Genomic DNA, 14,673 nt, shown 5'->3' with positions numbered 1-14,673 from the left:
TTTTTATTTTAGCAGAATAGTCAATTATAATTTGCTATAGATTTTAGTAGAAATAAAATGAAAAAGAGTTTGCCAATTTTTTGAATCATAAATATTGTTGAAATAAAAACGTTCACTATTTGGGAAATGGCCTTCATAGGTATTAGAAATCAATAAATATGCTTTTGAAGGTTCTGTTACAAAATTTAGAAGGGTAGGGTTAAAAACATTTAATAATTTATTTTTTATAGTGTAAGCATGGATAATATTATTTGTATTTTCAATAAAAATATTAATTGGTTGAACAGCTTTATTTAAATTTATTATTTGGTAGTAGAAAAACAAAATATAGTCTTTTTCGATCTCATCTTTATTACTGAAATCAATATATTGTGCTAAAAATTTTTCTAGTTTGGGAAGACTTTCTTTAAGTAATTGATTTTTTTCAAAGACTTGTCTGTTTTTTGTTAACGAATTTTCGTAAATAGGATCAACAATTAAATTTAAATGTTTCTGAAAAATAAGTCCTAAAATCAAGAGATAATAGGATTCAATGTAATTTTTATCTGTATAACAGAATTCGAATAGATGACTTAATTCAAATAGTATATATTCAGCTTGCTTGCTAATAGTCAATTTCGAAGCGCAATATTTTTCTACAATTTTTTTACGTTGTTCAAAGGAATATACTTCATAAATCAATCCTTGGATAAAAAAACTAAGCATAATTGATTCATTCTCAAGTATTTTCCTACTTTTAAGGGAGTATTCTGAATGTAAAAGTGGTTTTCCGTTGTAAAAAAATTGAATATCTTCTAACATCTTTTCATCAACATTCAACGATTTTTTTCGGTACAACATTCGCCAAGCAGAAATTCCATAAATCAATCGCACCCGATTTTCTTGTGATTTGGACAGTTCTTTTGAAATATCCAGTTGCTCTTTAAGTTTTTCTATAGTCAAAAGTTCTGTTGGAAAATTTTTTCTGAAAGGCGTATCCGTAGTTGTTCTAAATATGCCTCCATAAACTAGGTAAAAGAAATAGCGAATACCAAATTCATTTCCAGTAAAATTACTAGGATCTTCAAGACATATTTTGACATCAAAATTTTTCAAGATGGTATTTAACACCGCTAAAGAACGGTATAAATTAGGCATACTCATATTGGTTTCTTGAGATAATTGCTCAATCGTCTCAAAATTTGAATTAACCAATGTCCGAAGTAATAAAAATAGTTGGTTTTTTTCAATGTAGAAATACCTTAACTGGTCAATGGTAAAATCTGCAGTATAAGTCGTCTCTTCATTAAATGCTACATAGAATTTCCCACTAAATGCTTCTTTTAAAATTACTTCACCATATGTACAAGAAAAAAGGTCTTCTATGAGCTCTTTAAGATACCGAGTTCCAGTACTTTGATTGATTTCGGGAAAGGCCAAAATGATCTCTTTTTTCGTTTTCCCTTCTTTAGAAAACAAAATATATTTATATAATTCAATTTTTTTTAGCTCTTTATTAGTTAAAAAATACTCAAACACATTCTCACCTCATTCTATTTCCAGTAGACATAGAGAACTATTTTTCTTTCAACTATTCTAACATACATATTTAAATAGAGTTTTACGAATAGAGTAAAAAAATTGTCTTAGTAGTGATTATCAATTTTTGACTAAATTTTACACAGGAAAAGATAAAATAGTCTCTTTGGTCTAGTTTAAACTGAGTCCAGTTGATAATTATATATAAAAATCAGGTATGGATAAAAAATGAAAATCTTGCCAGCTAGATAATTAAGAGAGGATTTAATGATTATGGAACCCCAAATTACATATTACATAAATTATAAATGTGTTTAGATAGTTAATATGAAAAAAATATCAGGAAGTAATTGAAATATTAAAAAAAAATTAGAACAAATATAATTAATATATATATATAAATATGACTGTTTTGATAATGAAAATGATGCTTTTTGATAGAAAAATATTATATGTAAAGAATTATTTTGGTTATATATTTCTAATTATAACTTTCGTTCCTTGAACACTCGTTATTTAAGAGTTAACATATTAGTCAGATATAAATTACAAACGTTATAAAATGATAAGGAGTTTTTTACAGTGAAGAAAATAGGCGTTATGAGTATGGTTACTTTAAGTTCGGTTGCAGCATTATCCGTTGCAACAAATCAAGTAAAGGCTGTTGAAAATGTAACTACTCAATCAAGCGACAATAGTTCAGTTCTAGAGTATAAAGAACCATTGCATGTCAATAACTTGAGTATTACGAGAACGGATACTGGCGAACTGATCAATTCTGGAGTGGTTCATTTTAGATCGGGTTCAATTATACCAATTAGTTTTGATGGAACCTTTAGTGGGGGAAAAATCACAGACTTTCCAAGTGGACAAAAATTAAGTTTGCAGAATATTCCTGAAGGAGTATTTATTGATGGAGGGGTCGCTTCAAATAATGGGCAACACCTAATTGGAATTGACACTATTCATATTGGTGAAAATGTTACAAGTCAATTTGAACTAACTTTTACAATAGTTGGCGATGGTATTTCAGATGTTCAAACACAAACAATTACATTTGTCCTTGATAGCTCAGATGATGGTAGTGATACAAATACTCACCCAACAGACCCAACAGACCCAACAGACCCAACAGACCCAACAGATCCAACAGATCCAACAGATCCAACAGATCCAACAGATCCAACAGACCCAACAGATCCAACAGATCCAACAGATCCAACAGATCCAGTAGACCCAGTAGACCCAGTAGATCCAGTAGACCCAGCAGATCCAGTAGATCCAGTAGATCCAGTAGATCCAGTAGACCCAACAGACCCCAAAGGAGATGACAATACAGATAAGCCAGTAAATCCTAAAACTCCAATAAAACCATCAACACCTGATATTAATATTGATAAAGATACCAATATTGATTTAAATAATGACATTATTGGAAATTTAAAGCTTCCTAAAAATAGTCGTGATCTAAGCAGTAACTCAATCGTACTTGGAAAAGGGGAATCTGCAAAGGTTGTAGATATTCCAACTATTGGTAGTAGTAGCGAAGTTCCATTAGCGGATAATGCATCTTATAGCTCACCAGAAACTATTCAATCTGACTCGTTACCCAAAACTGGTGAAAAAAATAATAAAGGTACAATTTTTAGTGGAATTGCGATGGTCATTAGTTCTATTGGGTTAATGATTTTAAAGAAAAATCAGCTATAGAAAAGTATGGATTGTATAGCCTAAAAAGTTTTACTTTTTTAGGCTATTCTTTCTTTAAAAATAATATTTTACTTAGAAAATAATTGATGATTAGCGCAGTTCCATGACTGACGATTTTACTAGAAGTCACGCCAAATTTTAGCCAATCATATAAAATGAACAAAATAATTAGTTCAACAACTAAAGAGCAAATTCGTGAGCCAAAAAAGAGTACGATTTCTTTTAAGGTAATAACTGAACTGGAATTGAAAACAAATAACTTATTAACTATGTAGGAGAGTGAGACAGTCACAAACCAAGAAATCAGATTGGCCGTTTGATACTCAAAACCTAATTTTAAGAATAGTAGATGATAAAATACAATATTGAAAATCATCGTGGCAATACCCCATAGTAAAAATTTAATGGTTTGCCATTCTCTTTTCTTATTGATAAGGGATCACTCCTAGAGTAAGTATTTTCAACACCTAATATCCGTAAAGCATTGAAAAGTAAGCAGAAATAGGCTCATTTTTTTAAAGCAGAAAAACAATATCCTTAATTAATTATACCAAAAATAGCAAAAAATTATTTCGGTGCTTTAAAATCAACGTATTATTAACTTAAAATAAAAAAGCGCTCGATAATGTGAACGCTTAGCATCTGAAAAGAATCATTTTTTTCTAAATTGCTGGATTAAGAAGATAAAAATAAAAAAGAAGAGTGCTTCCCAAAGGGTTGTGGTCCAACTGTAGCGGGGAGTAATGGCAAAAAATAAATTGCCGATATTTGAGACGATTAAGTAAATAAAAGTAGCAAGCAAAGCGTTAAGTAATCTACGTAACATAACGATTCCTCCTTCATTAAAAAGTATAAAGGAGAAAGTTCTTTCCGTCTATCGATAGTAGATCACACAGTTAAAAAAGTCTAGATTTACTGGATACTACAGGTTATATCAGCTTCTTCCATGATTATTTTGAAGTATTCCAACTCTTCGGAATGCAATTGCGGAATGTCATGCATTTTATAATTACGATCTAAAGAGGTATATTTTTTTTCACCAAATTGATGAAAAGGTAATAGTTCAATTGTTGTAATTCCTAACTGGTTAAATAAATCAGCGAAAGCTTGAGCGTTTTTTGCGCCATCATTATAACCGGGAATGACTGGCACTCTGACGATAACTTCTAATTGTTTATCAAGTGCAGTCATAAGATTTTTTAAAATTGGTTTTAAGGAAACTCCGGTTCCAAGTTTGTGTTGAGTTTCATCGTGATGTTTTACATCAAAATAAAGCAAGTCGACCTGATCGATGTAGCGACTGAAAACATCAGGTTTCGCAAAACCAGTTGTTTCACTAGCTGTATGGATGCTTTTTTCTTTCAGACGGCGCAAAAGTTCAGTGGCAAACTCAGCTTGGTACAATACTTCACCCCCGGATAGAGTCACACCGCCATTTGACTCTTCATAAAAGGCTTCATCTTTCATTACTTCTGAAATGACTTCGTCAAGCGTTTGATACTTGCCAACTGTTGTTAGCTGATTCTTTTGACTATCTTTCATTTTTTCTGGCTTCCCAGATTGAGATTCTGGATTTGAGCACCAATAACACTTTAACGGACATCCTTTAAAAAACACCACTGTCCGAATACCAGGACCATCATGGATACTAAATTTTTGAATATTAAAAATGCATGCTGTATCGATCATCATTCTGCCTCCTTTAATACATGTTAAGTTTAGCATAATATGTTTTTAACACAAGTGTTTTTGGTTTCGTACGTAATTAAAAATACCGTATAATTGTTCCTTTGGTAAAAATATGCTAATCTTTAACTACATGTCATAAGTTATTGGAGTAGAAATGATGTCTCGAGAAGAAGAAATACTTTCCATTGTCAGTGATAAGAAGAAGATTGAAGTAAATGAGCTTTCTAGATTGCTGAATGTCTCAAAAGTAACAATCAGAAAAGATTTAGATAAATTAGAGCTACGTGGCCTTTTACATCGTCAGCATGGGTATGCATTACTAAATAATACAGATGATATTAATTACCGCCTGGCTCAAAATTATGATTTGAAACGAAAGATTGCCTTAGAAGCAAGTAAAATAGTTAGCGATGGAGAGGTTGTGATGATCGAATCGGGATCTACTTGTGCATTATTAGCAGAAGAATTAGCATTCAATCGCAATGATATCACTATCATAACCAATTCTTGTTTTATCGCTTCATACATTCGAAAAGCTGATACAGTCAAAGTTATTTTGCTTGGTGGGGAATATCAAAAAGAATCTCAAGTAAATGTTGGCCCATTGATAAAAAAGGTGGTCGATGAATTCCACGTAGACAAATTATTTATTGGAATCGACGGCTTTGATCAACGGCGTGGATTTACTGGAAGTGATATCACAAGATGTGACACTACGAGGATGTTAGCCAGTGCAGCAAATCAAACAATTGTCTTAACTGATTCAAGTAAATTTATTCAAAACGGTGTTGTGTCCGAATTTTCATTCAATGAAATCAGCAGAGTATTTACGGATAAAAAAATCAATCCAAAAATCACAAAATTTTTAGTAGCAGAAAATATCAATGTTCAAACCATTTGAACAACAAAATCGTGTCGTTAAAATAGGAATGCACATCTGTGCACTCCTATTTTTTTATTTTGCAATTGGTTTGATTTAAGTTGACTGTGATAAAATACACATGCTACTATTGTTACGAAAGAAGTATTAATAAGTTACGTATGAAAATGGAGGCGCAAAAATGACTATTCAAATAAAAGAAAAAACCATTCCTTATTTTGGAAAATTAACGAATCGGATGGACCAATTCCGAGAAGCTGTGCTGACAAAGAAACCTTATATCGATGCAGAGCGTGCATTATTAGTAACGGAAGCTTATAAGGAACATCAGAATCAACCGAATACTGTCAAACGTGCATTGATGCTTAAAAATATTTTGGAAAAAATGTCGATTTATATTGAAGATGAGACTTTGATTGTTGGTAATCAAGCCGCATCAAATCGTGATGCACCGATCTTTCCTGAATATACGCTGGAATTTGTGTTAAATGAATTGGACTTGTTTGAAAAACGCGATGGAGATGTCTTTTATATTACGGAGAAAACAAAAGAAGACTTACGCTCAATTGCGCCTTTTTGGGAAAATAATAATCTACGTGCAAAAGCAGGGGCATTATTACCTGATGAAGTAAGTGTTTTTATGGAAACTGGTTTTTTTGGAATGGAAGGAAAGATGAATTCTGGAGATGCTCACTTAGCTGTTGATTATGGACAGATGCTAAAGGTCGGGCTTAAGGGGTATCAACAACGGACATTGGCAGAAAAAGCAGCATTGGATCTGACACAACCGGAGAGTATCGATAAATACTGTTTTTATAATTCGGTCTTGATCGTCATTGAAGCAGTAAAAATATATGCAGAACGTTACTCCCGTTTAGCAAAAGAACTGGCGGAAACTGCTAGTCCAAAACGGAAAGCTGAACTATTAGAAATCAGTCGTATATGTGGGAAAGTTCCTTATGAGCCAGCAGAAACTTTTCAGGAAGCTATCCAAGCAACTTGGTTCATTCAATTGATTTTACAAATCGAATCAAATGGTCATTCTTTGTCTTATGGACGCTTTGATCAATACATGTACCCTTATTTGAAAGCAGATTTAATTAAAGGGTCAATTACTGAAGATCAGGCGGTAGAACTTTTGACAAATCTTTGGATCAAAACATTAACAGTTAACAAAGTTCGTAGTCAAGCCCATACTTTTAGTAGTGCGGGCAGCCCACTTTATCAAAATGTAACGATTGGCGGTCAAACGAGAGACAAACAAGACGCGGTCAATGAATTATCTTATCTAGTTTTACGCAGTGTGGCGCAAACTAAATTACCACAACCTAACTTAACGGTTCGTTATCATTCGGGCTTAGATAATCAATTTATGAATGAATGCATCGAAGTGATGAAACTTGGCTTTGGCATGCCGGCTTTCAATAATGATGAAATCATTATTCCATCATTTATAAAAGTAGGAGTGAGTGAAACAGATGCCTATGATTACAGTGCTATTGGTTGTGTAGAGACAGCAGTACCAGGAAAATGGGGCTATCGTTGTACAGGGATGAGTTATATGAACTTCCCTAAAATTTTAATGATTGCAATGAATAATGGTATTGACCCTGTTTCTGGAAAACGCTTTGTTAAAGGCTACGGTCATTTCAAAGAGATGACTTCGTATAAAGAATTGCAAGATGCATGGGACAAGACCGTCCGTGAATTGACGCGAATGAGTGTGATCGTAGAAAATGCCATTGATCTAGGTTTAGAGCGCGATGTACCAGATATTTTATGTTCTACATTAACTGAAGATTGTATTGGACGCGGCAAAACCTTAAAAGAAGGCGGGGCAGTTTACGATTTTATTTCAGGTCTACAAGTTGGAATTGCTAATATGGCAGATTCATTAGCTGCAATTAAACAGCTCGTCTTTGACGAAGCAAAAGTTGCCCCAGAAGAATTATGGGAAGCATTGATGACTGATTACGCTAGTGAACGTAGTCAAGAAATCCAACAAATGATTTTGGAAGAAGTCCCTAAATATGGTAACGATGATGATCAAGTCGATCAATTGATCACAAAAGCATATGATAGTTATATTGATGAAATCGCTAAATATCCAAATACACGTTATGGACGTGGACCAATCGGGGGCATTCGCTATTCAGGAACATCATCCATTTCAGCCAATGTTGGGCAAGGGCGAGCAACGATGGCTACACCAGATGGCAGAAAAGCTTGGACACCGCTAGCAGAAGGGTGTTCTCCGTCCCATAATATGGATAAAAATGGTCCGACAGCAGTATTAAAATCTGTCTCTAAATTAAGCACAGAAGATATTCTTGGTGGGGTATTGTTAAATCAAAAAGTCAACCCTCAAACGTTAGCTAAAGAAGAAGACAAACAAAAATTAATCATGCTTTTAAGAGCCTTCTTCAATAGGCTTCATGGCTATCATATCCAATATAATGTAGTCTCGCGAGAAACCTTGATCGATGCCCAAAAACACCCAGAAAAACATCGTGATTTAATTGTTCGAGTCGCCGGATATTCGGCTTTCTTCAATGTATTATCAAAAGCAACACAAGATGATATTATTGAACGAACAGAGCACATCATTTAATAAACAAAGCGAGTAGGAATTTCCTGCTCGCTTTTTATAATATGAAAACCTTCATATATCTTCAAAAAAATGCATATTTTTTGATTTTATCGTTAAAATAGACTATCGTTTTAGTATAGAGTAGCAGAAAAGATTAGTTAAATACGCATAAAATGTAAAACATATCAGTTGTAAGAAAGATCCAAATATGTAATTGATAATTATTAAACTTTAGGAGGATTTCATATGAGTAAACATGATGATAAGAATACTAAAACACCAATTTCAGCCCACCCAGATCCAATCACACCAAATGAATCACATGGTGCAAAAGAGTTAAAAAATGAATCTGCACCCGTTTCGGCTCATCCAGATCCGGTTGTTCCCGATGTAGAAAAAAAAGTAGCAGCAGCACATCCGAATAACCAGTCAAATCATTCTGATAAAAATGACCGCCCTTCTGGGGATTCAAAAGGCAACTTATCAAGTAATCATGCAGTTGAGTCCACTCATGATGCCAAACATGACTCAGCAAATGAAAAGAATGATGGTTCGTTGAAATTTGAAGATAAAGCGATTCAACAGATTATTGCTCAAGCAATCAATGATATCGATGGTTTATTAGCGGTAGATGGCGGTGTATTTTCAAATACAGCTGAAAAACTTGTTAATGTTGAGAATGAAAGAGCTGGCATCAAAACTGAAGTTGGCGAAAAACAAGTCGCGGTTGATTTGAAAATTGTTGCTGAATATGGAAAAGATATCGAAGACGTTTATAATAAAATAAAAGAATTGATTCAAAAAGAAGTTCATCGTGCGACTCATTTAGATGTAATCGAAGTGAATGTCGATGTTACAGATGTGAAAACGGCAGAGCAATTTGAAAAAGATAGTGAGACAGTTCAAGATAAAGTAACAGATACAGCACAAAAAGCAGGCGCAGCAGTTTCTGAGCGATCAGAAAAAGTAAAAGATTCGGTCAATCAGGCTATGGATCAAGGGAAAGAAGATAGTAATGTGGAATAAATAGTAAAAAAGCTCTCTAGCCGCTGAAGGTTAGGGAGCTTTTTTTTAAGTGAAGTTAAGAGTAATTAAAATAAATAGGGCAGTCCGAATTATAGTTCCTTTTTATCGCGAATTAAAAATAGACTGGCCAAAACACCAACCAAAAGTAAGCTAGCAATCATCAAATTGGCATGTTTCATGCCTTGATTATAGGCGCCAAAGACCATTTCTTTGACTTGAGAAAAAATAGGTATTTGACTATAAGCTTTTGCTTGAGCACTTTCAAAGATTTGTTGACCAGCAAACGGTCCAGCTTTATGCAAGAGTCCGGTTAATTGATTTTTGATGTCAGTTGGTAAGCTCGTGATAGTGGCTAAGCTTTTATTTAAGCTATCGTTATAGCCATTCGTCACACTGATTCCCAACATCACAACACCAAAAGAAATCCCGACTTGTCGAAAGACATTTAAAACACCAGAGGCCATCCCGACATGTATTTCATCTACAGAACTCATGGCAGCATTAGAAATTGGTGGATTGACCAAAGCATTACTGATTCCTAATAAAATAAATCCCGGAAGCAAGTAATTCCATTTAAAAGGTACTTTGATCAAATGATTGATCACTAAAACGCCACTCATTCCAATCAACAAAGCCAAGGCAATCAGCCAGCGATTTCCAATTTTTCCAGAAATAATTCCAGTAATCGGTCCAAGAACTAACGTGAACACACTAATTAACAGCAATTTTAACCCTGTTTCAAATGCTGTGTAGCCCATATAACTTTGTAATAAAATCGAGAGATAAGTAAAACCACCATATAATCCAGCGCCTAAAGTGAAAGCAGCGATGTTTGCTCCGACGAAAGAGCGCGAAGAAAACATGCTCAATTGAATCATCGGCTCTTTGACTTTTCGTTCGATCAAAATAAATAGAACAAGAGAAACTAAAGCAATTCCTAATAAAGTTAAGATTTTCCAGTTTGTCCAAGCGTAATCACTGTGAGTTTCTTTTTGGATCAAAGCAAAAACCATACTAAAGATCGTTAAGGTACTAAAGAAAAGTCCAGCAAAATCAAGTCTACCTGATTTTATTTTTGTGATATCTTGAATCGTAATCGTTCCTAAAATCAAAGCTAATAAACCTACAGGTAAGTTAATCAAAAAAATTGACCGCCACCCTAAAGTATCTACTAGCAGTCCACCGATCAAAGGCCCAATCGAAACCGCTAATCCAACCGCACTGCTCCAAATTCCTAAGGCTAACCCACGTTGTTTTTCAGGAAATGACGAGGTAACAATCGATAAAGAAAGTGACATCATAGCCGCTCCACCGATTCCTTGGAAACCTCGGAAAAGATTTAGCCATAAATTACTAGTTGCTAATCCACTAGCTAATGAACCAATCATGAAAATAAGTAATCCAATTAAGAAAATTCTTTTTCGGCCGAATAAATCTCAGAGTTTAGAGAGTGGCAAAAGCGCTACAGCATAAACTAAAGTATAAGCATTTAGTACCCACTGTAAACTAGCAAAACTTTCGGAAAAGCTTTTTTGAATTTCTGGCAACGCAACGTTGACAATCGTAATATCTAACATCGCCATAAAGACGGCCAAACTGACCGTGCCTAACACCCACCATTTGCTGTTTTTAGTTTTCATTTTTTTAGTTCCTTCTTTCAAAAATATTATCCAAACGTGCGCATGAATGCATAGATAATCCTTATAAGAAGCACTACCTAAATTTGTTTTAGGAGTGCTTTCATATTATCTGAAGCTGATTCAAATTTGTGTGCGATTTGTTCTTTGTCAACACGATAAAAAACTTCTCGGCCTTCTTTGCGACGTTCGACTGCACCAAAACGGTTCATGTAGTCTAGATGACGTGATATCCCTGAGCGATTTTGAGGAAAGTTTTCAGCAATTTCGCCAATTGATAGTTCACCATTACTAGCTAGAAAAATCAATAACTCACTTCGGACAGGATCACAAATAGTTCTAAAAAATTCGATATCAATCGTCTCTTGAATCAGTTCCCGACATTTTTCGGGATCATATTTCGCATTCATACAGCACCTCCATGAACTTATTATATGCATGATGGCGCATATGTCAAAGGATATTTTTCATTTTGTTCCTCGTTAGATAATTAGCAAGCGTTTTCTTTGCATCTATATAAGCCTCCATTCATAATAAAAGCAAATTGAAAAGAGGCGAATCAAAATGGCTACGATGGTATTTGTTAATTTTCCGGTAAGCGATCTAAACGCAGCAACTGAATTTTATGAAAAACTAGGATTTAAAAAAAACGCAGATTTTTCTAATGAAACATCTAGCTCAATGGTATGGGATGACACTTTTTGGATTATGTTATTGAAACACGAATTTTATCAATTATTTTTGAAAAGCAAAAAAATTGCAGATACAAAAAATGATAGTGGGGCATTGACTGCCTTCTCAGTTGAGAATGCTGAGACAGTTAAAAAAATTGCCGAAACTGCTAAAGCAAATGGTGGAGATTACTTCTCAGTTGAGATGGGGATTCCTGAGGATCAAATGTTTAGTTTAGAAATATTGGATTTAGATGGTAATCAATTGGAACCAGTTTGGATGAAAGGTTTTGAATAAATTGAAGGCATAAATACTCAAAAAAGATCCTTCAAACAGAGCTCAATCTTTCAATGATATGAGAGCTCATTTACATTTAGAAATATGCAAAGACTAGTTAATTTCAAGGGTAGTCGGTTGATCCTACAACTATTAATTTTGGCTAGTCAAAGAAACAGCTCTTTTAAGGGTTGTTTTTTTTTGTACTTAAAAAATTTTTTGAAATTCATTTATTTTAAGGATAGAAAATTTTTTCATACATAAAATATTATATTTATTTTGCAAAAAAATATCTTATATACTATTAAATAGCATGTCGTATAAAACGACATGTTTTGAATCACACTTTTTTATTAAGAGTGTAGAATATAAAGTATGAATAGCGGAACATAATCATGTGATCTTGCATGCGCCATTGACAAAAAAATCAACTTTAGCAACTACAACTATCGTAGGAAAAAAGCTTTGCCGAAAATTACACATAGGCTATTTACTGGTTTAGTCTTTACGCGGGTTGTGGGTCTGTACTATTACACACTAAACGTTATTTTTTAGGATGTATTTCTTTTTATGGGAATCGCGACGATTGTTTTTTCTTATGAAGACATTGATCTACGTCATGGTCAGCGTCACTGTGTTGTATACCTTAGTTCAAACAATCGCTACTGGAATTTTAGGAACAATGATTGTAAAGTATGATGTTTCAATCGATGAAGCAATGAAAATCGGGATTGGCAATGGGCGGATACCATCGTTATTTTAGGAGTATTCATTTCAATTTTTTTTGGTAGCCTTGGTGCAGCATTCATACAGTATGTTCCATCTATTTTGGCTGTGATCAAATTCAAAAAAACAAAACAATTCCCTAATAATGGATTTAGTCTAAAGGGGGGATACACGATCCCGATTTTAGCATTAGCCATCTCAATGTACTTATTAACGAACTTCAATATGAAAGTCCTTTTAGTTATGGGCATTGTATTTTTATTAGGTGTTGTTCTATACGAAACCAAAATCAAAGAAAAATCTAACAAAAAACATGAGGTCGCTAAAGCGGCTAAATAATCAAATAGGAGGAAATTATTTTGGATAAACTACAAGAAGAAAAAATAGAAAAACTTGGTGCATTTGAGATTGATGAATTATTAATACAAGCGGCAGAAAAAAACAAAAATTTTTTAAATGCGGGGAAAGGTAATCCTAATTGGATCAATACAAAGGCTCGATTAGCGTTCTGTCAGTTAGTAGAATTTGGAGTTATTGAGTCTCAACGAACATACAATCAAACCGATATTGCAGGTGATATTGCTACAGCAGGCATTTATGAGCGCTTTTCAGCCTTCCTAACAACGCGTGATGATGAAACGGCTGAATTTTTATTGGCTTGTTTGGCTTATTTTAAAACAGAATTTTCAGTACCATTAGATGATTTAGTAGCGGAGTTGATTGATGGAGCGATTGGAAATAATTATCCCACGCCGAATCGAGTATTGAAACATAGTGAAAAAATTCTAGCAACTTATTTAAAGGAAGTGTTATTCAATGGTGCAGAGTTAGCAAACGAAACTGAAATCTTCCCTACCGAAGGCGGAACGGCTGCGATGGTCTATATTTTTCAGTCTTTGAAGGAAAATAAATTAATTCGTCCGGATGATAAAATCGCAATTAGCAGTCCGATTTTTACTCCGTATTTACAAATTCCAGAATTGCATGATTATCAAATGGTTGAAATCGATTTGCAGTCAAGCGAAGAAAATAATTGGGAAGTACCAGTCGAAGAATTTGAGAAATTATTGGATCCTAACATCAAAGCCTTTTTCTTGGTCAATCCTAGCAACCCAGGATCTAAAGCATTGGGTGAAAAAGAACTAGCCAAGATTAAACAGATTGTTGAAAAACGACCAGATTTGATGATTATTACTGACGAAGTTTACGGTTCATTCGTCAAAAATTTCCAATCTGTCTATACAGCCGTTCCTCATAATACGTTACTAGTTTATTCTTATTCAAAATTATTTGGAGCAACCGGTTGGCGTTTAGGGATGATCGCTTTAAATCAAGAGAATGTCTTTGATCAGGCCATCCAAAATCTTTCGGAAAATGATCATCAAGAATTGACCGAACGCTATAGTTTAGTCACGCTATATCCTGATAAAATGAAATTTATTGATCGAATCGTCGCAGATAGTCGTTCGATTGGGTTATACCATACGGCAGGGTTATCTACACCGCAACAAATGATGATGGTTTTATTCAGTTTGACCCACTTAATTTGTTTGGAAAAGCCTGATAGATATATCAACGAATCCAAAAATATTATTCAAAGTAGATACGAATTATTACATGATCAATTAAATTATCCAATGGATAACAGTGAGTTGAATTCAAAGTATTATTCGTTGATTGATATCTATCGCTTAGCAGATCAATTATATGGTCAAGAATTTTCAGTATATCTAAAAGATTATTTTGAAGAAATCGATTTTTTAGTCAATTTGGCTGAAACAACGGGAGTAGTTTTGATGGACGGTGTTGGATTTGGTACTAAAGCAGGAGAAATCAGAATCTCTAATGCCAATTTACCTACTGAAGACTACGCAATTATTGCAGAAAGAATCCTTGAATTATTGAAAGACTATCATTTGCGGTTTTTAGAAGCGGCTAAATAAAAAATT

The 14,673-nt window shown here is 33.9% G+C and carries 14 protein-coding genes and 1 pseudogene; 8 read left to right on the top strand and 7 right to left on the bottom strand.

All coding sequences use genetic code 11. The annotated features are described in order from the left end of the window. Positions 1–24: 24 nt before the first annotated feature. Positions 25–1,518, bottom strand: coding sequence for a helix-turn-helix domain-containing protein (locus RV04_RS04850; protein WP_071857341.1), 1,494 nt, complete (start codon positions 1,516–1,518; stop codon positions 25–27). A gap of 582 nt (positions 1,519–2,100) precedes the next feature. Here RV04_RS04850 and RV04_RS13385 point away from each other — a divergent pair. Beyond that, on the top strand, positions 2,101–3,228 hold the full coding sequence (locus RV04_RS13385; RefSeq protein ID WP_071857340.1) for an LPXTG cell wall anchor domain-containing protein: 1,128 nt from the start codon (positions 2,101–2,103) through the stop codon (positions 3,226–3,228). Positions 3,229–3,271: 43 nt separating this feature from the next. Here RV04_RS13385 and RV04_RS04840 read toward each other — a convergent pair whose 3' ends face one another. From RV04_RS04840 to RV04_RS04835, 3 genes are all read right to left on the bottom strand, one after another. Next, the gene (locus RV04_RS04840; protein WP_281246543.1) at positions 3,272–3,634 is read right to left on the bottom strand and encodes a GtrA family protein; all 363 of its coding nucleotides are present in this window, start codon (positions 3,632–3,634) and stop codon (positions 3,272–3,274) included. Between the two features lie 246 nt (positions 3,635–3,880). Beyond that, positions 3,881–4,054 (bottom strand): hypothetical protein, encoded by a 174-nt coding sequence (locus tag RV04_RS13190; protein WP_169818184.1) that lies wholly within the window; start codon positions 4,052–4,054, stop codon positions 3,881–3,883. A gap of 86 nt (positions 4,055–4,140) precedes the next feature. Beyond that, positions 4,141–4,917 carry a glycyl-radical enzyme activating protein gene (locus RV04_RS04835; RefSeq protein WP_071857338.1) on the bottom strand — a complete coding sequence of 259 codons (777 nt, stop codon included), beginning with the start codon at positions 4,915–4,917 and terminating at the stop codon, positions 4,141–4,143. Positions 4,918–5,074: 157 nt separating this feature from the next. Here RV04_RS04835 and RV04_RS04830 point away from each other — a divergent pair, with 157 nt between their 5' ends. From RV04_RS04830 to RV04_RS04820, 3 genes are all read left to right on the top strand, one after another. After that, positions 5,075–5,818, top strand: coding sequence for a DeoR/GlpR family DNA-binding transcription regulator (locus tag RV04_RS04830; RefSeq protein ID WP_071857337.1), 744 nt, complete (start codon positions 5,075–5,077; stop codon positions 5,816–5,818). Positions 5,819–5,978: 160 nt separating this feature from the next. Then, a complete protein-coding gene (locus tag RV04_RS04825) occupies positions 5,979–8,408 on the top strand; it encodes a glycyl radical protein (RefSeq protein ID WP_071857336.1) in 2,430 nt (809 codons plus the stop codon). A 225-nt stretch (positions 8,409–8,633) separates the two neighbouring features. Beyond that, entirely contained in the window at positions 8,634–9,413 is a 780-nt protein-coding gene (locus tag RV04_RS04820; RefSeq protein ID WP_071857335.1) for an Asp23/Gls24 family envelope stress response protein, read from the top strand. Between the two features lie 89 nt (positions 9,414–9,502). Here the strand turns inward: RV04_RS04820 and RV04_RS04815 are convergent. The 3 genes and pseudogenes from RV04_RS04815 to RV04_RS04810 all read right to left on the bottom strand — a co-directional run. Then, positions 9,503–10,837 (bottom strand): annotated as a pseudogene (locus RV04_RS04815) (MFS transporter); the annotation flags it as partial. A 12-nt stretch (positions 10,838–10,849) separates the two neighbouring features. Then, the gene (locus RV04_RS13485; protein ID WP_245791043.1) at positions 10,850–11,074 is read right to left on the bottom strand and encodes a hypothetical protein; all 225 of its coding nucleotides are present in this window, start codon (positions 11,072–11,074) and stop codon (positions 10,850–10,852) included. A gap of 56 nt (positions 11,075–11,130) precedes the next feature. Next, positions 11,131–11,460, bottom strand: coding sequence for an ArsR/SmtB family transcription factor (locus RV04_RS04810; protein ID WP_071857334.1), 330 nt, complete (start codon positions 11,458–11,460; stop codon positions 11,131–11,133). A gap of 154 nt (positions 11,461–11,614) precedes the next feature. Between RV04_RS04810 and RV04_RS04805 the strand changes: the two genes are divergently transcribed. The 4 genes from RV04_RS04805 (at position 11,615) to RV04_RS04795 (ending at position 14,667) form a co-directional block, all read left to right on the top strand. Beyond that, positions 11,615–12,019, top strand: a complete 405-nt coding sequence (locus RV04_RS04805) for a VOC family protein (protein ID WP_071857333.1) — start codon at positions 11,615–11,617, stop codon at positions 12,017–12,019. A gap of 565 nt (positions 12,020–12,584) precedes the next feature. Then, a complete protein-coding gene (locus tag RV04_RS13380) occupies positions 12,585–12,761 on the top strand; it encodes a hypothetical protein (RefSeq protein WP_211271174.1) in 177 nt (58 codons plus the stop codon). Positions 12,762–12,826: 65 nt separating this feature from the next. Further along, positions 12,827–13,063: a hypothetical protein gene (locus RV04_RS13375; protein WP_071857332.1), complete on the top strand. Its 237-nt coding sequence runs from the start codon at positions 12,827–12,829 to the stop codon at positions 13,061–13,063. 20 nt (positions 13,064–13,083) lie between these two features. Next, the gene (locus RV04_RS04795) at positions 13,084–14,667 is read left to right on the top strand and encodes a bifunctional aspartate transaminase/aspartate 4-decarboxylase (protein WP_084405525.1); all 1,584 of its coding nucleotides are present in this window, start codon (positions 13,084–13,086) and stop codon (positions 14,665–14,667) included. The last annotated feature ends 6 nt before the right edge of the window (positions 14,668–14,673 follow it).

The organism is Enterococcus hermanniensis (assembly GCF_001885945.1).
Classification (GTDB): Bacteria; Bacillota; Bacilli; order Lactobacillales; family Enterococcaceae; genus Enterococcus_A; species Enterococcus_A hermanniensis.
Note: the sequence above shows the minus strand (reverse complement) of the source record. Positions and strands in the feature narration are given on the sequence as shown.